Genomic DNA, 17,549 nt, shown 5'->3' on the forward strand with positions numbered 1-17,549 from the left:
TCGGTACGCAGCGGGTTGATCTCCGAGACGGCGCCGACGAACGTGGTCTTGCCCACGCCGAATCCGCCCGCCACCACGATCTTCGCGCTGGTGGTCGAGCGGGGGGCCGGACCGGTGCTAGAGCTTGCGAAGTCCACTGAGCACCCTTTCCAGCAGTGTCACATCCGGCGTGCCGCCGGCGTCTCCGTTGCCCGGCTGGTGGATCGCCACCATGCCGGCCTCCGCCAGGTCGGCGACGAGGATCCGGGCGACGCCGAGGGGCATGGACAGCAGGGCCGACACCTCTGCCACCGACTTCACCTCACGGCACAGATGGCAGATCCGCTGGTGCTCGGGGAGCAGCCCGGCGAGAAGCGCGGGATCGGCCGTGGTGCTCACGAGCGCCTCGATCGCGAGCTGGTAGCGCGGCCGTGTCCGTCCGCCTGTCATGGCGTACGGACGTACCAGCGGCTGGTCGCCCTCGTCTCCGTAGGGGTCGGCGTGGGCACCGTACGGATCGTGAGAGGCGGTTGGCGGGGTCATGAGTCCTCCGGGCGGGACAGCAAGTAGTCGGCGTGCCGTCTGCGTGGGCCGGTGGGGGGCCTGTGGCGACCTGACGGGGACGGCGCGGTGAGCGCGTACCTTGGATGAGGGTGGGGGCCGGGTGGGTCAGTGCAAGAGGCTTCCCTGGAGTTCTGCGCGGAGGTCCGGGGTGAGGACACTGCCCGCGCGGTCGACCAGAAGCGCCATTTCGTAACCCACCAGGCCGATGTCGCACTCGGGGTGGGCGAGTACGGCCAGTGAGGAACCGTCGGAGACGGACATCAGGAAGAGGAACCCGCGCTCCATCTCCACCACCGTCTGACTGACGGCACCCCCTTCGAAGATCCGGGAGGCCCCCGCGGTCAGCGAGGTCAGCCCGGACGCGACCGCGGCGAGCTGATCCGCGCGGTCGCGGGGGAAGCCGTCGGACATGGCCAGCAGGAGTCCGTCGGCGGAGACCACCACCGTGTGGGACACCCCGGGGGTGTTGTCCACGAAGTTGGTGATCAACCAGTTCAGATTCTGCGCCGCCTGGCTCATCGGGCTCAACTAACGCTCCTGCTGGTGTGTGGGGCCGAGGTTGAAGCTGCCGGTCGTCGAGCTGTTCTGCTCACGTCCTTGCTGGATACCGCGACGGAGGTTGGTGAGCCTGCCGCGTACGTCGTCCGGCGCACGCGACACCTGGGGACCGGTCTGGGCGTTCTGCTCCTGAGCCGTACCCGCGACGAGGTTGGCGCGCGGGACGCGGCGGGGCAGACCCGAGGTGGTGACACCGCCCGCGGCGGGCTTCCTGACCCGCTCGGCCTGGCGTACCAGCTCGTCGTTGGGAGAGCTCCGCCAGCCGTTGCCGTTGGTGCCCTGGCCGGGTGAGCCATGGGTGCCGTGGGTGCCCTGGGGGCCGTGTGCGGCGGTCGGGGCGGTGGCGGGGGAGCGCCTCGGCATCGGTGGCAGCGGACGTTCCGCCGGCTGCTGCGGAACCTGCGGGATCTGCTGGGTGTGCTCCGGCGCGGCAGCGGGCCGCACCGGCTCCTGCCGGTCCCCGGCGCCCGGCTGGTCGACCCGGCCACCCCGGCCCTGGGTGTGGAACCAGTCCGTCTCCAGGGTGTCGTACAGCGGGGTACGGCCGTCACCGGGCCCGGCGGCCGGCGGCAGGGCCTCCGGCTGGGGCTGCGGCGGCAGCGCGTTGTGCGTTCCCGTGTCCGCGTCGCCCTGGTAGCCCTCGTAACCGCGCGGGGCGGGGGCCCGGCCCGGGGCCGGCGGGGCGGGAGCGACGAGATCGGGACGGGGGAACGGCTGGGTGGCGGCCGGGTCCTGGCCGACGTCCCGCCCCCGCTCCTCCTGCGCGCCGTCGCGCGGCGGGGCGAACTGCCCCGGTGCCCGGCCGGGCACGACGGGACGCTCCGGGGGACCGGCCCGGTCCGGCAGACCCGACTCGCCCGGCAGACCGGGCCCTTCCGAGGGACCGGACTGCCCGGAACGGTCCGACGGCGGGCCCGGAGGGCCGGGGTGGGCGGGGCTGTGTGCCGGGGCCGGGGGTCCGAAGACATCCGGCCGTACGTACTGGCCCGCCGGAATTCCGGTGGGCGCCGGACGCCTGGGCGGCGGCGGGGGCGCGTCGAAGTCCGGACGCGGGAACTCCTCCGTCGAACCGGGACCCCGGGTGGTGCCCCGGTCGTCCCGAGCGCGGTCGTCGCGTCCCCGCTCCCCGTAACCGAGTTCGTCACGGCCGCCCTCGACACGGCCGCGGTCGTCGTAGCCGCGGTCGTCGTGACCGCGTGCAGAGTCGGCGGGGCGGACGCCCGGCTGCTGCTCGCCGGTCCAGCCGGCAGGACCCGGAACCGGCGCGGCGGCGCCGGGCAGCTCCGCGAGGGGAGCCGGGGGCAGCTGACGGCCGCGGTCGGCGGGCTCCCGCGGCGGCAGTCCGCCGGCGGGAGCGCCGTCCCGGGCCGGGGCCTTGTTCGCGCCCCGGCCGCCGAAGGCGCCGGCGAGACCGCCGCCGTGGCGGCCCTGGCCCGGACCGCCGTCGCGGGTGGGAAGAGCGGCGCGCGGACCGGAGCCCGCGCCCGCGCCGACCTGGTCGCGCGGGGCCCCCGTACCGAGCAGCCCGCCCGAGGGAGCGCCGGGGCCGCCGGGCCGGCCGGAGCCGGGAGCGCCCGTACCGCCGGGGCGGTTGCCGCCGAGGCCCGCGGGACCACCGCCGGGCGGCGGCGGCACCGAGCCGGGGACGCCGGGCGCCCCGGGAGCCTTCTTGCCGCCGTGGGCGACATCCACCGGGAGCATGACCAGCGCGGTCGTGCCGCCGGAGTCGGAGGGGCGCAGCTGGATCCTGATGCCGTGCCGCAGGGAGAGCCGGCCGACCACGAACAGACCCATGCGGCGCGAGACCGAGACATCCACGGTGGGCGGCGACGCCAGCCGCTCGTTGATCGCGGCGAGGTCCTCCGGGGAGAGACCGATGCCGGTGTCGTGGATCTCGACGAGCACCCGGCCGTCGGGCAGAGCGTGACCGGTGACCCGGACCTTGGTCTGCGGCGAGGAGAACGAGGTCGCGTTCTCCAGCAGCTCGGCGAGCAGATGCACGAGGTCGTTGACGACGCGCCCGGCGACCTCGGTCGCGGGCACCGCCGCCAGTTCGATCCGCTCGTACTGCTCCACCTCGGAGGCGGCGGCCCGCAGGACGTCGACCAGCGGGACCGGCCGGGTCCAGCGGCGGCCGGGCTCCTCGCCCGCGAGGACGAGGAGGTTCTCGCCGTTGCGGCGCATACGGGTGGCGAGGTGGTCCAGCTTGAAGAGGGAGGACAGCTGGTCCGGGTCGGCCTCGCGGGACTCCAGCTCGGAGATCAGCGACAGCTGGCGCTGGATGAGTCCCTGGGACCGCCGGGAGAGGTTGGTGAACATCGCGTTGACGTTGCCCCGCAGCAGGGCCTGCTCGGCGGCGAGCCGGACCGCCTCGCGGTGGACGTCGTCGAAGGCCGTGGCGACCTTCCCGATCTCGTCCCGCGAGTGCACTCCGACGGACTCCACGGAGGTGTCCACGTCCTGGGGGTCGGACTCCGAGAGCTGTTTGACGAGCTCGGGCAGCCGGTCCTGGGCGACCCTGGTGGCCGTGTCCTGGAGCCGGCGCAGCGAGCGGATCATGGAGCGGGCGACGACGAAGGCGCCGATGAGCGAGACACCCAGCACGATGAGGATCAGCGCGAGGTTGATGATCGCTTCCTGCTGCGACTCCTCGCGCAGCTGACGGGCCCGGGTCTCCATCTCGTCCAGCAGCGTGGCCTCGATGGTCGCCATGGCGTCGATCCGGACGCCGTAGTCGTCGGTCCAGTCCAGATGGGTGCGCTTCTCCAGCTTTCCCAGGGTCCCCGGGGTGCCGAGGGCCCGCGTGGCGTACTGCGTGGCGGCCTCCATGGTGGAGTTGCCGTTCTCCAGCGGCTCCGTCAGCTCGGTCGCGTTGCCTCCGGCCGACTCGTACACGGCGTCGAAGGTTTCCATCTCATTGCCGTGCTTCTCCAGCGCGCTCGCGCCGTACAGCCGGTCGATCTCCTTCAGCCCGGGGCCTTTGCCGACGGGCTTGCCGTCGCCCTCGCCGCCGCCCGGCAGGGCCGCCGCGATGATCGCCTGCGACATGGACGAGTACTCCTTGGCGGAGGAGAAGGCCGCCAGCGCGCGCGTCCGCTTGATCATGTCGGGGTTGTTGGTCGCCTGCGCCATCTCCGAGGAGAGCTCGAGCAGGGCTTCGATCAGCCGGTGGTACTCCTCCACGGTCAGGGAGGAAGGCTCGTCCTTCTTGAAGGCCTTCTCCCGGATGTCCTTGAGCTTCTTGACCTGGCTGGCGATCTGGGAGGCGGTCGAGCGGATCGCCTCCATCGTGTCGTCGCCCTCGTTGGGGATCCGGTCCGTGATGGCGAAGAAGGACTCCTCCGCGCGGTCGGTCGCGAGCCGGGGCGCGGTCACCTTCGAGTCGCTGGCCGTGGGGTCGTTGGCCAGCGGTCCGGCCGTCAGGTCGCGCTCGGCCTGGAGGGCGGCCGCGAGCTTGGTCGCCTCCTGCGTCATGTCGGTGAGCAGCTGCATGTGCTCCAGCTGCTTCATCCGGTCCATGGACTCGTTGATACGGAGTCCGCCCAGGGTGGTCGCCGCGACGACGGGCAGCGTCAGCAGGGAGACGAGCCGGGTGCTGATGCGCCAGTTCCGCAGGGCTATTCGCGAGCCCGCGCCGGAGGGGCGCTTCGCCGGTTTCGACGGGGGAGCGCTCTCGCCTCCCGGGGGTGCCTCGCCGGGGGGCGCCCCGGCGGCCGCGCCGGGTCCCCCCTGGTTGATGTTGATGCCGGGTCCGCCGGGACCCGTCCCGGGCCGTGGGCCGGCGCGGTCGCCGCCGTCCCCCGGGATCACCGGACTCTGACCCTGGCCCTGGATGTGCTGGGGCGAGGATCCGCGGTCGGTCCCGCCGCGCGGCTCCTGTTCCGCCGCAGCGCTGCCATCCCTCTTGAAACGTCCCTGCACTAGCGTCGCAACCTCTGGACCAGGCGTCCCTCCGCAGAACGGCGGGACGGTGTCGGCGTCGGTGAGGCGCGGTCAAGCGCCTCTTTCGTGGTCGTGAGACCGGCGCTTGTCCCCCTTTCCCGCCGCCGCTCGGCGCTGCATTGCGCCCCTAGCGCGCCGGACTGAATCTGCGGCGGTGCGTGGAATTCCAGCACAGTGCAGGATCTCCAACAAGGGCCGCGTACCGTGCTGTGACCAGAGTGACGCCATGTGAGCGGTGCGTCACCAGACGTAGAAAGACGTAGAGGGGTGAATCGGACTAATCCGTACGGGTTGTCGAAGGGTGAACCCGGCCCCGACTCTTCTGATCAAGAGCGGAATGGTGGCTTCAGGTACGCAATGTCCGTTTCCCGGGCGCGGCTTGACGGTCCGTAATGACCGAATTGACCGTCAACTCGTGAGCAAACTCACATGGCACAGACGCCTGCCACATCACTTCCCCAGGAATTGAATGTTTAACCTGACGCGTTACAAAGCTGACTGCTTTGTAAACCGCCGCCGCCCGTCCGGGCGGCCGAATGCCGACAGGTCGGAAGAGACCCGATGAAGCCGATGAAGACGACCGTGCTCCGCAACATAGCCAACCCCCGGCGCACCACCCTGATCCACCTCGAGGACGCCGGTCCCCTGCCCGCCCCGGAGCAGCCGGAGCACACGCTCGACCTCCCCGCCCGGACGGCCAACCCGCGCCGCACGGTCCTGGTGGACGCCCCCGCGTCCTGACCCGCGGGAGGCGGTCCGCCGCCCCCGGCACGGTGATGCGCGCCGGGGGCGAAACCCGCGGGAAACCGGCCCCCCTGCCGCGTTAGCCTGGAGCGTCAGACTCCAGCAGGCGTCACCAGCAACAGAGGGGCAGCCGCATCCCGTGCGCATCGCCAGATTCTCCATCGACGGCAATGTCGCCTTCGGCGCGGTCGAGGACGCCGGTCCCGGCGGCCCCGGCGGCCTCGTTCTCGACATCATCAAGGGCATTCCGTTCGCGGACTTCGAGCTGTCGGGCACCAAGGTCCCGCTCGACAAGGTGCGGCTGCTGCCGCCCGTACTCCCCAACAAGGTCGTGGCCTTCGGCCGCAACTACGCGGAGCACGCGGCCGAACTGGGCCACGAGGTCCCCGACGAGCCGTTCGCCTTCTTCAAGCCCTCCACCTCGGTGATCGGCTCCGGCGACGCCATCGTGTACCCCTCCTTCTCCCGGGAACTGCACCACGAGGCCGAACTCGCCGTCGTCATCGGCCGTATGTGCCGCGAGGTCCCCCGCGAGCGCGTCAAGGACGTCATCCTCGGCTACACCTGCGCCAACGACATCACCGCCCGCGATGTGCAGCGGCGCGAGAAGCAGTGGGCCAGGGCCAAGGGCTTCGACACGGCCTGCCCCCTCGGCCCCTGGGTGGAGACGGACCTCGACCCGTCGGATCTCGCCATCCAGTGCACCGTCAACGGGGAACAGCGCCAGCTCGGCCGTACGAGCCAGATGGTCCACTCCATCGAGGAGCTGATCGTCAACATCTCCGAGGCCATGACCCTGCTCCCGGGCGATGTGATCCTCACCGGCACCCCGGCGGGAGTCGGCCCCCTCAACGTCGGCGACGAGGTCGCCGTCACCGTCCAAGGCATCGGCACTCTCACCAACAAGGTGATCAAGCGTGGCTAACGCGAATTCCCCCAAGCTCTCGGCACCGCGCGAGCAGGGGGCACCCCCGCGCGTACGTTTCTGTCCCTCCCCGACCGGCAACCCGCACGTGGGCCTGGTCCGCACGGCACTGTTCAACTGGGCCTTCGCCCGGCACACCGGCGGCACCATGGTCTTCCGTATCGAGGACACCGACGCGGCCCGCGACTCCGAGGAGTCGTACGAGCAGCTGCTCGACTCGATGCGCTGGCTGGGCCTGGACTGGGACGAGGGCCCCGAGACGGGCGGCCCCCACGCGCCGTACCGCCAGTCGCAGCGGATGGACCGCTACCGGGACGTCGCCGGCAGGCTGCTGGCCGGAGGGTACGCGTACCACTGCTACTGCTCCCCCGAGGAGCTGGAGGTCCGCCGTGCGGTGGCGCGCGCCGAGGGCAGGCCGTCGGGCTACGACGGCCACTGCCGTGAGCTGACCGCCGAGCAGGTGGCGGCCTACGAGGCGGAGGGCCGTTCGGCCATCGTCCGCTTCCGGGTGCCCGACGAGACGATCACCTTCACCGACCTGGTCCGCGGCGAGCTGACCTTCACCCCGGAGAACGTGCCGGACTACGGCATCGTCCGCGCCAACGGCGCGCCGCTGTACACGCTGGTCAACCCGGTGGACGACGCGCTGATGGAGATCACGCACGTACTGCGCGGCGAGGATCTGCTCTCCTCCACCCCCCGCCAGATCGCCCTGTACAAGGCGCTGATCGAGCTGGGGCTGGCCAAGGAGATCCCGGCGTTCGGCCACCTTCCGTATGTGATGGGCGAGGGCAACAAGAAGCTCTCCAAGCGCGACCCGCAGGCGTCGCTGAACCTCTACCGCGAGCGCGGCTTCCTCCCCGAGGGCCTGCTCAACTACCTCTCGCTGCTCGGCTGGTCCTTCTCGGCCGACCAGGACGTCTTCTCGGTCGCCGAGCTGGTGGCGGCGTTCGACATCGCGGACGTCAACGCCAATCCGGCCCGGTTCGACCTCAAGAAGGCCGAGGCGATCAACGCGGACCACATCCGCCGGCTGGATGTGAAGGCGTTCACCGAGGCGTGCGAGCCCTGGCTGCGCGCCCCCCACGCGAACTGGGAGCCGGAGCGCTTCGACCGGGCCGCGTGGGAGGCGATCGCGCCGTACGCACAGACCCGGCTGACCGTGCTGTCCGACATCACCGCCAATGTGGACTTCCTCTTCCTGGACGCCCCGGTCGAGGACGAGGCGTCCTGGGACAAGGCGATGAAGCCGGGTGCGGCCGAGCTGCTGGCCACCGCCCGCGAGAAGCTGGCCGCCGCCGACTGGTCGGGACCGGAGGCGCTGAAGGAGGCGGTCCTCGCCGCCGGTGAGGTCCACGGCCTCAAGCTCGGCAAGGCCCAGGCGCCGGTCCGTGTCGCCGTCACCGGCCGCACGGTGGGCCTGCCGCTCTTCGAGTCCCTGGAGATCCTGGGCAGGGAGAGGACGCTCGCGAGGATCGACGCGGCCCTGGCGAAGCTCGCGGCCTGAGGCCGCGGCCGCCGGTGGGACGGGCGGGGTCCCGCGGACCGGGACGCCCCGCCCGCCGTACCCCAAGGCGCTCCCGGCCGGCCGCGCGAGGTGCGCACCGGCGCAGGACTCCCGGATTCCCGGCAGGGGCGGCTACGGTTGGATCATGCCGATTCGCGCGGTCCTCTGGGACGTGGACGACACGATCTTCGACTACCACAGCTCCGACCGCCTGGGGATCCTCGGGCATCTGCGGGCCGAGGGCCTGGACGGCGGGTACGACTCCGCCGACCAGGCCCTCGCGCACTGGAAGGAGGTCACCGCGGTGCACTGGACGCGGTTCACCGCCGGAGAGGTCGACTGGCAGGGGCAGCGGCGCGACCGGGTACGGATGTTCACCGGGCAGACGCTGAGCGACGCCGAGGCCGACGCGTGGTTCGACCGGTACATCGTCCACTTCGAGGCCGCCTGGAGCCTCTTCCCGGACACCGTCCCCGCCCTGGACGTCCTCGCGGACGGGTACCGCCACGCCGTCCTGTCCAATTCCTCCCTCGTGGTCCAGGAGCGCAAGCTGACGGCCCTCGGCGTGCGCGACCGGTTCGAGGCCGTCGTGTGCGCGGCCGAGCTGGGCTTCTCCAAGCCCGACGCCCAGGCCTTCCACACCGCGTGCGAGGCCATCGGTCTGCCGCCCGGGGAGGTGGCGTACGTGGGTGACGAGCCCGACATCGACGCGCGCGGTGCGGTCGAGGCGGGACTGACCGGGATCTGGCTGGACCGCACCGGAATCGGCGGGCGTCCCGAGCTGATCCGGATCACCGGTCTCGACCAGCTCCCCGCCCTGTTGCAGGGCGATACCCGTTTTGGAGCGCCGTCCACCTTCGGGTAATGTTCTTCCTGCGCCACCCGAGCAGGACCGAGAGGCCAGGCCGGAAAGCGCAAGACCAAACAGAGCCCCCGCCCGGGGGTTGCGTTTTGGTGGCCTATGGTGTAATTGGCAGCACGACTGATTCTGGTTCAGTTAGTCTAGGTTCGAGTCCTGGTAGGCCAGCTCGCAGAGCTTATCTGCAAAGCCCCCGTTGTGTAGCGGCCTAGCACGCTGCCCTCTCAAGGCAGTAGCGCCGGTTCGAATCCGGTCGGGGGTACAGATCCATCCTGCTGATCACCTGGGTCGCTCCCGTTGATCGCGCAGTGACAGAGCCCGGCTCCGCCGGGCGGGATCGCTAGGGCCCCCGTTGTGTAGCGGCCTAGCACGCCGCCCTCTCAAGGCGGTAGCGCCGGTTCGAATCCGGTCGGGGGTACTGGTCTAAACCACCATGGGCTATGGTGTAATTGGCAGCACGAGTGATTCTGGTTCATTTAGTCTAGGTTCGAGTCCTGGTAGCCCAGCGGAACTCCGAGATTTACCCTTTGCCCCCGTTGTGTAGCGGCCTAGCACGCCGCCCTCTCAAGGCGGTAGCGCCGGTTCGAATCCGGTCGGGGGTACAGAGAGAGAAGCCCTTCGCGCAAGCGCGGAGGGCTTCTTCGTGTGCGCACCCGGGGCGGGGCCGGGGGTCCCATGGCGCGGTGGGGCGGGGGAACGTCCCGTGTCCGCCGCCGAGTTGGGACGGCCGCCAAACCGGGCGCGCGATGCGGGAGTTCCCCCTCCGGATGTGCTCGGTGTTCTCTGGCCCTTCCGGTTCTTCTGGTCCTGCCGGCCCAGCAGGTCCTGCTGGTTCCACTGGTTCTGCCGGCGCTGCTCGATGTCCCCGAGGCGGTCCCGGCGGTCCCCGGCGTGCTCCGCGTCAGCCGTTGCGGCGCAGTGCCTCGCTCAGCCGCACGGCCGCGTCGATGACCGCCTGGGCATGCATCCGGCCCGGGTGCCGGGTCAGGCGCTCGATCGGTCCGGAGACCGAGACGGCGGCGACCACCCGGTTCGACGGGCCCCGTACGGGCGCCGAGACCGAGGCCACGCCCGGCTCGCGCTCACCGATCGACTGGGCCCAGCCCCTGCGCCGTACGCCGGAGAGCGCCGTCGCCGTGAAGCGGGCGCCCTGGAGGCCGCGGTGCAGCCGCTCGGGCTCCTCCCACGCCATCAGGATCTGCGCCGACGAACCGGCCTTCATCGTCAGCGTCGAGCCGACCGGGACGGTGTCCCGCAGTCCGGACAGCCGCTCGGCCGCCGCCACACAGATCCGCATGTCCCCCTGGCGGCGGTAGAGCTGCGCGCTCTCGCCCGTCACATCGCGCAGATGCGTGAGCACCGGCCCCGCCGTGGCCAGCAGCCGGTCCTCGCCGGCAGCCGCGGCCAGCTCCGCCAGGCGCGGACCCAGGATGAACCGGCCCTGCATGTCCCTCGCCACCATCCGGTGGTGTTCGAGGGCCACGGCCAGCCGGTGGGCCGTGGGTCGTGCGAGCCCGGTCGCCGCGACCAGCCCGGCGAGGGTGGCCGGACCGGACTCCAGTGCGCTCAGAACCAGAGCCGCCTTGTCGAGAACGCCGACGCCGCTAGAGTTGTCCATGAAACGATACTCGCGTCTCACACTGTGAAACGCAAGTTCAATTTTCCGGAGAACCCGACAGTCTGTAGATGCGGCCCATGGACCATCGGGCCCGCACAAGATCTCTAGTGGTGCCGGCACCGTGGCCGGCCGGAGGGAAAGCGATGGGTAGGACACTCGCGGAGAAGGTCTGGGACGACCATGTCGTCCGGCGCGCCGAGGGCGAGCCCGACCTTCTCTTCATCGATCTGCACCTGCTGCACGAGGTGACCAGCCCCCAGGCGTTCGACGGCCTCCGGCTCGGCAACCGCCGGGTCCGGCGGCTCGACCTCACCATCGCCACCGAGGACCACAACACCCCGACCCTCGACATCGACAAGCCCATCGCCGACCCGGTCTCCCGCGTCCAGCTGGAGACCCTGCGCAAGAACTGCGCGGACTTCGGTGTACGGCTGCACCCGCTCGGCGACGTCGAGCAGGGTGTCGTCCATGTCGTGGGCCCCCAGCTGGGACTGACCCAGCCCGGCACCACCGTGGTCTGCGGCGACTCGCACACATCCACGCACGGCGCCTTCGGCGCGCTGGCCTTCGGCATCGGCACGTCCCAGGTCGAGCATGTGCTGGCGACCCAGACCCTGCCGATGGCCCGCCCCAAGACCATGGCGATCACCGTCGAGGGCGAGCTGCCCGACGGCGTCACCGCCAAGGACCTGATCCTCGCGATCATCGCCAGGATCGGCACCGGCGGCGGTCAGGGCTACGTCCTGGAGTACCGCGGTCCGGCCATCGAGAAGCTCTCGATGGAGGCCCGGATGACCATCTGCAACATGTCGATCGAGGCGGGCGCGCGGGCGGGCATGATCGCTCCCGACCAGACCACCTTCGACTATCTGCGCGGCCGTGACCACGCCCCCGAGGGGGCGGACTGGGACGCGGCGGTCGCGTACTGGAAGACCCTGCGCACCGACGACGACGCCGTCTTCGACGCCGAGGTCGTCATCGACGCCACCGCGCTCGCCCCGTTCGTCACCTGGGGCACCAACCCCGGCCAGGGCGCGCCCCTGTCGTCGAACGTCCCCGACCCGGCTTCGTACGAGGACGCTTCGGAGCGGCTCGCCGCCGAAAAGGCCCTGGAGTACATGGGGTTGACCGCGGGCCAGGCGCTGCGGGACATCAAGGTCGACACCGTCTTCGTAGGCTCCTGCACCAACGGCCGTATCGAGGACCTGCGCTCGGCCGCCTCCATCCTGGACGGCCGCAAAGTGGCCGACGGCGTACGGATGCTGGTCGTCCCCGGCTCGGTCAGGGTGGCCCTCCAGGCCGTCGAGGAGGGCCTGGACAAGGTCTTCACCGCCGCGGGCGCCGAGTGGCGGCACGCCGGCTGCTCGATGTGTCTGGGCATGAACCCCGACCAACTCGCGCCCGGCGAGCGCTCCGCGTCCACGTCCAACCGCAACTTCGAGGGCAGGCAGGGCAAGGGCGGCCGGACCCATCTGGTCTCCCCCCAGGTCGCCGCGGCCACCGCCGTACGGGGCCACCTGGCCTCCCCGGCCGACCTGTCCGACGACGCCGCCCGTACGCCCGCTGGAGTCTGATCAGCCATGGAAGCATTCACCGCACACACCGGCCGGGCCGTCCCGCTGCGCCGCAGCAATGTCGACACCGACCAGATCATCCCGGCCCACTGGCTGAAGAAGGTCACCCGCGACGGCTTCGAGGACGGGCTCTTCGAGGCCTGGCGCAAGGATCCCGCCTTCGTCCTCAACCAGCCCGAGCGGCAGGGAGCGACGGTCCTGGTCGCGGGCCCCGACTTCGGCACCGGCTCCTCCCGTGAGCACGCCGTCTGGGCGCTCCAGAACTACGGCTTCAAGACCGTCATCTCCTCCCGGTTCGCCGATATCTTCCGCGGGAACTCGCTCAAGAACGGCCTGCTGACCGTGGTTCTGCCGCAGGAGACCGTCGACGGGCTGTGGGAGCTGACGGAGGCCGACCCGGCGGTCGAGATCACCGTCGACCTCCAGGAGCGCGAGGTCCGCGCGCCCGGGTTCACCGCCGGTTTCGAGCTGGACGAGAACGCCCGCTGGCGGCTGCTGAACGGTCTCGACGACATCAGCCTCACCCTTCAGAACGAAGCGGACATCGCCGCTTACGAGGCGTCCCGGCCCTCCTTCAAACCGCGCACTATTCAGGTCTGATCAGCGCTTTTCCCCAACCGCGCCCCCCACCTTCCGGTGGGGGGCGCGGTCGTGCGTTGAGCCCCTCCCGGGCGACAACTCGCCCCAGATGGCACAATCGGTGCATGGAACGCGACAACCAACTCAAGCTCTACGAGGAGGTCGCGGCCCGATTGAAGGAAGCGCACACAGCCGTGCGTGAACTGCAAGTCCCGGAGGGCGTACGGATGGCGCTCTCCCGGAAGCTGCTGGTCATCACGGCCGCGGCGAAGCACGATCTCCCGGATGCGGCACGGCGTCTGGACCGCTTGATGCAGGACCTCGACGAGGGCCGATTCCCTGAAGGCGACTGACACCCGAACTCGCGAAGGGTCGACATCCACGGCCGACTTCGTTGCGGCACTAGGGTGATTAGCCCGTTTCGTGTTTGATTTGCGGTATATATCTGCCTAACGTGCGAAAAAGCCTGGACAGATTCGTTCCGGCAATGTCTCCGAAGGGGAAGACGTGAACAAGGCGCAGCTCGTAGAAGCGATTGCCGACAAGCTCGGCGGTCGTCAGCAGGCCGCCGACGCTGTCGACGCGGTGCTTGACGCGATCGTCCGCGCGGTTGTCGCCGGAGACCGGGTCTCGGTCACCGGCTTCGGCTCGTTCGAGAAGGTCGACCGACCCGCCCGCTACGCCCGCAACCCGCAGACGGGTGAGCGGGTGCGGGTCAAGAAGACCTCCGTACCGCGTTTCCGTGCGGGTCAGGGGTTCAAGGACCTGGTCAGCGGCTCGAAGAAGCTTCCGCGCGGTGGCGAGGTCGCGGTGAAGAAGGCGCCCAAGGGCAGCCTCTCGGGCGGCGCCACCCGTACGACCGCCAAGGCGGCGGCGAAGAAGGCCACCGCCAAGAAGGCGGCTGCCAAGAAGGCCACTCCGGCCAAGAAGGTCGCGGCCAAGAAGACCGCCGTGAAGAAGACCGCGGCCAAGAAGACCACGGCCACGAAGAAGACCGCCGCCAAGAAGACCACGGCGAAGAAGGCCACCACCAAGAAGGCGGCTGCCAAGAAGACCGCCCCGGCCAAGAAGGCCACCGCGAAGAAGGCGCCGGCCAAGAAGGCGACCGCGCGTACGACCGCCGCCAAGAAGACCGCTACCCGGAAGAGGTAGCGGAGGTAAGCGGTACCGGGCCTCAGGGCCACTCACGCGCCGGGCCGGGCTCCCCTGGGGGAGCCCGGCCCGCGGCGTGTCCGGGGGCCGGGCCCTTCGTCCCGTACGGAATCTCCCGCGCGGGCGGCCCCTCCGGCCGTGAGCCGCGGGCAGCCGGCCCCTTGCGGCACCCCGTCGGCCCCCTCCTCGGGGTCAGCGGCCGTCCCACGGCCGCCCGCGGCCCGGCCGGGCCCGGGGTAAGGCGGTCCAGCCCGGCCCGGCGGCGGTACGGGGTCGCCCGTCCGGCGGTCCGGTGTTCGAGAGAGGCGTTCCCCGGCCCGTCCGGGGCGTGAGCCCGGTGGCGGCCACGGAGGTCACGGCCCCGAGGCCGGTCGCGCGAATCCGGACGGCACCATCGCATCAGGACCGCCCGGCCCTCGGGCCTCCGGGGCGCAGGCGAGCTCGCCGCCCGCAGCGGTTCAGAGCGTCTGAAGCGTCACCAGCGTGATACGCAGCCCCGCGCCCTCACCCTCCGTCTCGATACGGACCCGCTGCCCCGGCCGCAGCAGCCGCAGCCCGCCCGCGTCGAACGCGGCGGCGTCGAAGTCCACGGGGGTACCGTCGTCGAGCAGCACACTGCCGCTGCGGGTCTCGGGGTCGTATGTGTATGAGGTCGCCTGCATGAGAGGTGAGCTTAAGGGCTGTCCCCGTGATCCCCCGGGCCGTGGGTGACGGAACGCGACGGGCCCGCCGCCTCCGTACCGCCCCGTCATCCGGACGGTCCGGGCCCGCTCCCCGCCGGTCCCCAGGGGCCGGTCCACGGTGTACGGCGCCGCGCCCGCCGGCCGGTCTCGTACGGGACGCGGACGTACCCGGGCGGTCCCGGCGGCTCGGCGCGTGCGCGGGCCGGGGTCCCGCGCCGGGGCCTCACGGGCCGGGCGGGAGGGTGACCACCGGTTCAGCCCCGCGCCGCCCGGGCGTCCGCCGCGAGAACGGCGGTGGTGCGGGAGCCCGCCCCCAGGGCGAGCGCGGCCGTCAGATCGTCCGGAGTGTCCACGTCCTGGCGTACCGAATCGACACCGTCGAGGGGGATTTCCACGGCCCCCGAAGCCGAATGCCGGCGCCGGGAGGGACCCCCGAAACCGGGGCGCAATTCGATGCCCGGGGCCGCCGTGAGCAATGTCGTCCCGATACCGGCGCGGTCCGCCAGAAACGCGCGCGGAAATCCCGTCGCGTACCCCAGCACCCGGGCCAATTCCAGCGGGCGCAGCGCGGGCAGATCCGCGTTCAGCGCGGCCACCGGGGCGTCGGGCCGCCGTTCCCGGACCGCCTCCGCGCCGTGTGCCAGCGCTGCGTTGAGCCCCGCGCCCGGCAGGTCCGGCACGATCCTGGCACCCTGCGCGGCGAGCTTCGCGGCGGCCACCGGGTCGTCCGTGACAACGGCCACATCCCGCACGGCCGGGCAGGCCAGCACCGCCGCCACGGTGTCCTGGGCGAACGCGAGCGCGAGCCGCGACCGGGGAACGCCGCCGACGGCCGGGGCCAGTCGGCTCTTGGCCAGTACAAGGGGTTTCAGCGGGACCACCAGGGACCAGTGGGCCGTCGTGTCGGTGTCCGTGGTCAGCTCTCCGTCCGTGCGCATCGGCCCCCATTGTGGCCCGGCCCTGTGACAAACCGGGGGGCCGGTCCGGTGACCGGGGCGTACGGTGTGCTCGACAGAGCAGGGGCGCGGGGCGACACTTGACCCCCGGCGGCCCGGCAAAGGCCAGGTCACAGAAGAAGGGTGTGCGCGTGTCCCGCCGTAGAATCGGCTTCTGGTACCGCCTGGCGGCGGTCATCGCAAAACCGCCGCTGTTGGTTCTGTTCAAGCGGGACTGGCGGGGAACGGAACACATTCCGGCCGACGGCGGATTCATCACCGCGGTCAATCACAACTCCTATCTCGACCCCCTTTCGTATGCGCACTTCCAGTACAACTCGGGACGGGTGCCGCGCTTTCTGGCGAAGGCCGCCCTGTTCAAGGGCTCGTTCGTCGGGATGATGCTCCGCGGGACCAGGCAGATCCCCGTCTACCGCGAGTCGACCAATGCGCTGGACGCGTACCGCGCCGCCGTCCTGGCCATTGAGCGGGGCGAATGCGTCGCCTTCTATCCCGAGGGCACCATCACCCGGGACCCCGAAATGTGGCCCATGGCGGGGAAGACCGGAGCCGCCCGTATCGCGCTCCAGACGAAGGTGCCCGTCATTCCGGTCGCCCAGTGGGGCGCCAATCTCGCGATGCCGCCGTACGCCCGGGAGAAGAAGCTGCGGCTGTTCCCCCGTAAAACCCTGATCGTGCAGGCGGGACCCCCGGTCGACCTCAGCGGGTTCTACGATCTGGAGCCCACGCCCGAGGTGCTGCGCGAGGCGACCGAGGCCATCATGGCCGCGATCACCTCGCTGCTCGAAGAGGTACGCGGCGAGAAGGCACCGGACGAGCCGTACGACAACCGCACGGCCCGGGCAGAACAGCGGCGCAAGGCCGCAGGGGAAGGAACACTGTGACACACCCCGCCAAGGCGGCCGTCTTCGGAACCGGCTCATGGGGCACGGCCTTCGGCATGGTCCTCGCGGACGCGGGCTGCGAGGTGACCCTCTGGGGCCGCCGCCCCGAACTCGCCGAGGCCGTCAACACCACCCGCACCAACCCCGACTATCTGCCGGGAATTGAGCTTCCGCCCCGGCTCCGGGCCACCACCGACCCCGCCGAGGCACTCGACGGCGCGGACCTCACCGTCCTCGCCGTCCCCTCCCAGACGCTCCGCGGAAACCTCGCCGCCTGGGCGCCGGAGCTGCCCGCGGGGACCGTTCTCGTCTCCCTGATGAAGGGCGTCGAACTCGGCACCGCCAAGCGGATGAGCGAGGTCATCGAGGAGGTCGCCCAGGTCCCCGGCGACCGGGTCGCCGTCGTCACCGGGCCCAACCTCGCCAAGGAGATCGCCCAGCGGCTGCCCGCCGCCGCGGTCGTCGCCTGCCGGGACGCGGCGGTCGCACGGCGGCTCCAGTCCGCGTGCCACACCCAGTACTTCCGCCCGTACACCAACACCGATGTGGTCGGCTGCGAACTCGGTGGCGCGGTGAAGAACGTCATCGGACTCGCCGTCGGCATCGCGGACGGCATGGGCCTCGGCGACAACGCCAAGGGCTCCCTGATCACCCGGGGGCTCGCAGAGACCACCCGGCTCGGCCTCGCGATGGGCGCGGACCCGCTGACGTTCTCCGGACTCGCCGGACTCGGCGACCTGGTGGCGACCTGCTCCTCCCCGCTGTCGCGCAACCACACCTTCGGACTGAACCTCGGCAAGGGCATGACCCTCCAGGAGACCATCGCGGTCACCCGGCAGACCGCCGAGGGCGTCAAGTCCTGTGAGTCGGTGCTCGATCTGGCCCGTCGGCACGGCGTCGACATGCCCATCACCGAGACGGTCGTCGGCATCGTCCACGAGGGCAAGCCGCCGGTGGTCGCGCTCAAGGAGCTGATGTCCCGCAGCGCGAAGCCGGAGCGCCGCTGACACACCCGATCCGCCCGG

At 71.1% G+C, this 17,549-nt stretch carries 16 protein-coding genes, 5 tRNA genes and 1 pseudogene; 15 read left to right on the plus strand and 7 right to left on the minus strand.

All coding sequences use genetic code 11. The annotated features are described in order from the left end of the window. From ACIBCM_RS34120 to ACIBCM_RS34135, 4 genes and pseudogenes are all read right to left on the minus strand, one after another. Positions 1-137, minus strand: a pseudogene (locus ACIBCM_RS34120) (ATP-binding protein); the annotation flags it as partial. Then, complete coding sequence (locus tag ACIBCM_RS34125; protein WP_399250157.1) at positions 118-522, minus strand: DUF742 domain-containing protein; 405 nt, start codon at positions 520-522, stop codon at positions 118-120. The gene ACIBCM_RS34125 and the pseudogene ACIBCM_RS34120, both read right to left, overlap by 20 nt. Before the next feature lie 126 nt (positions 523-648). Beyond that, the gene (locus ACIBCM_RS34130; protein ID WP_389267536.1) at positions 649-1,062 is read right to left on the minus strand and encodes a roadblock/LC7 domain-containing protein; all 414 of its coding nucleotides are present in this window, start codon (positions 1,060-1,062) and stop codon (positions 649-651) included. Between the two features lie 9 nt (positions 1,063-1,071). Beyond that, positions 1,072-5,022 carry a nitrate- and nitrite sensing domain-containing protein gene (locus tag ACIBCM_RS34135; protein WP_399250159.1) on the minus strand — a complete coding sequence of 1,317 codons (3,951 nt, stop codon included), beginning with the start codon at positions 5,020-5,022 and terminating at the stop codon, positions 1,072-1,074. Positions 5,023-5,604: 582 nt separating this feature from the next. On the opposite strand from ACIBCM_RS34135, the gene ACIBCM_RS34140 reads away from it, so the two are divergent. From ACIBCM_RS34140 to ACIBCM_RS34180, 9 genes are all read left to right on the plus strand, one after another. After that, positions 5,605-5,784, plus strand: a complete 180-nt coding sequence (locus ACIBCM_RS34140; RefSeq protein WP_399250216.1) for a hypothetical protein — start codon at positions 5,605-5,607, stop codon at positions 5,782-5,784. A gap of 142 nt (positions 5,785-5,926) precedes the next feature. Then, a complete protein-coding gene (locus ACIBCM_RS34145) occupies positions 5,927-6,712 on the plus strand; it encodes a fumarylacetoacetate hydrolase family protein (protein WP_399250161.1) in 786 nt (261 codons plus the stop codon). Beyond that, positions 6,705-8,219: a glutamate--tRNA ligase gene (gene gltX / locus ACIBCM_RS34150; RefSeq protein WP_399250163.1), complete on the plus strand. Its 1,515-nt coding sequence runs from the start codon at positions 6,705-6,707 to the stop codon at positions 8,217-8,219. The genes ACIBCM_RS34145 and gltX overlap by 8 nt, the downstream gene beginning before the upstream one ends. 145 nt (positions 8,220-8,364) lie before the next feature. Then, positions 8,365-9,084, plus strand: coding sequence for an HAD family hydrolase (locus ACIBCM_RS34155; protein WP_399250164.1), 720 nt, complete (start codon positions 8,365-8,367; stop codon positions 9,082-9,084). Positions 9,085-9,174: 90 nt separating this feature from the next. Further along, positions 9,175-9,246: transfer RNA gene (locus ACIBCM_RS34160), tRNA-Gln, on the plus strand. 21 nt (positions 9,247-9,267) lie between these two features. Continuing rightward, positions 9,268-9,340, plus strand: a tRNA-Glu gene (locus ACIBCM_RS34165). Between the two features lie 83 nt (positions 9,341-9,423). Continuing rightward, a tRNA-Glu gene (locus ACIBCM_RS34170) sits at positions 9,424-9,496 on the plus strand. A 16-nt stretch (positions 9,497-9,512) separates the two neighbouring features. Beyond that, positions 9,513-9,584 (plus strand) — tRNA-Gln (locus ACIBCM_RS34175). Between the two features lie 23 nt (positions 9,585-9,607). Then, positions 9,608-9,680 (plus strand) — tRNA-Glu (locus ACIBCM_RS34180). A gap of 299 nt (positions 9,681-9,979) precedes the next feature. On the opposite strand, the gene ndgR is transcribed toward ACIBCM_RS34180, so the two are convergent. Continuing rightward, positions 9,980-10,696: an IclR family transcriptional regulator NdgR gene (ndgR, locus tag ACIBCM_RS34185; protein WP_399250166.1), complete on the minus strand. Its 717-nt coding sequence runs from the start codon at positions 10,694-10,696 to the stop codon at positions 9,980-9,982. 143 nt (positions 10,697-10,839) lie between these two features. Between ndgR and leuC the strand changes: the two genes are divergently transcribed. The 4 genes from leuC (at position 10,840) to ACIBCM_RS34205 (ending at position 14,001) form a co-directional block, all read left to right on the plus strand. Continuing rightward, a complete protein-coding gene (gene leuC / locus ACIBCM_RS34190; protein WP_399250167.1) occupies positions 10,840-12,270 on the plus strand; it encodes a 3-isopropylmalate dehydratase large subunit in 1,431 nt (476 codons plus the stop codon). 6 nt (positions 12,271-12,276) lie between these two features. Further along, positions 12,277-12,870 carry a 3-isopropylmalate dehydratase small subunit gene (leuD, locus tag ACIBCM_RS34195; protein WP_399250169.1) on the plus strand — a complete coding sequence of 198 codons (594 nt, stop codon included), beginning with the start codon at positions 12,277-12,279 and terminating at the stop codon, positions 12,868-12,870. 104 nt (positions 12,871-12,974) lie between these two features. Further along, positions 12,975-13,202: a hypothetical protein gene (locus tag ACIBCM_RS34200; protein WP_389267449.1), complete on the plus strand. Its 228-nt coding sequence runs from the start codon at positions 12,975-12,977 to the stop codon at positions 13,200-13,202. A 154-nt stretch (positions 13,203-13,356) separates the two neighbouring features. Then, positions 13,357-14,001 carry an HU family DNA-binding protein gene (locus ACIBCM_RS34205; protein ID WP_399250170.1) on the plus strand — a complete coding sequence of 215 codons (645 nt, stop codon included), beginning with the start codon at positions 13,357-13,359 and terminating at the stop codon, positions 13,999-14,001. Between the two features lie 458 nt (positions 14,002-14,459). Here the strand turns inward: ACIBCM_RS34205 and ACIBCM_RS34210 are convergent, their stop codons facing one another. Both ACIBCM_RS34210 and cofC read right to left on the minus strand, forming a co-directional pair. Then, positions 14,460-14,663: a hypothetical protein gene (locus tag ACIBCM_RS34210; protein ID WP_399250172.1), complete on the minus strand. Its 204-nt coding sequence runs from the start codon at positions 14,661-14,663 to the stop codon at positions 14,460-14,462. Between the two features lie 275 nt (positions 14,664-14,938). After that, positions 14,939-15,622 carry a 2-phospho-L-lactate guanylyltransferase gene (gene cofC / locus ACIBCM_RS34215; RefSeq protein ID WP_399250174.1) on the minus strand — a complete coding sequence of 228 codons (684 nt, stop codon included), beginning with the start codon at positions 15,620-15,622 and terminating at the stop codon, positions 14,939-14,941. 149 nt (positions 15,623-15,771) lie between these two features. On the opposite strand from cofC, the gene ACIBCM_RS34220 reads away from it, so the two are divergent. Both ACIBCM_RS34220 and ACIBCM_RS34225 read left to right on the plus strand, forming a co-directional pair. Continuing rightward, complete coding sequence (locus ACIBCM_RS34220) at positions 15,772-16,524, plus strand: lysophospholipid acyltransferase family protein (protein ID WP_399250176.1); 753 nt, start codon at positions 15,772-15,774, stop codon at positions 16,522-16,524. Further along, a complete protein-coding gene (locus ACIBCM_RS34225) occupies positions 16,521-17,531 on the plus strand; it encodes an NAD(P)H-dependent glycerol-3-phosphate dehydrogenase (protein WP_399250178.1) in 1,011 nt (336 codons plus the stop codon). The genes ACIBCM_RS34220 and ACIBCM_RS34225 overlap by 4 nt, the downstream gene beginning before the upstream one ends. The last annotated feature ends 18 nt before the right edge of the window (positions 17,532-17,549 follow it).

Source organism: Streptomyces sp. NPDC051018 (assembly GCF_044456085.1).
In the GTDB taxonomy this organism is placed as follows: Bacteria; Actinomycetota; Actinomycetes; order Streptomycetales; family Streptomycetaceae; genus Streptomyces.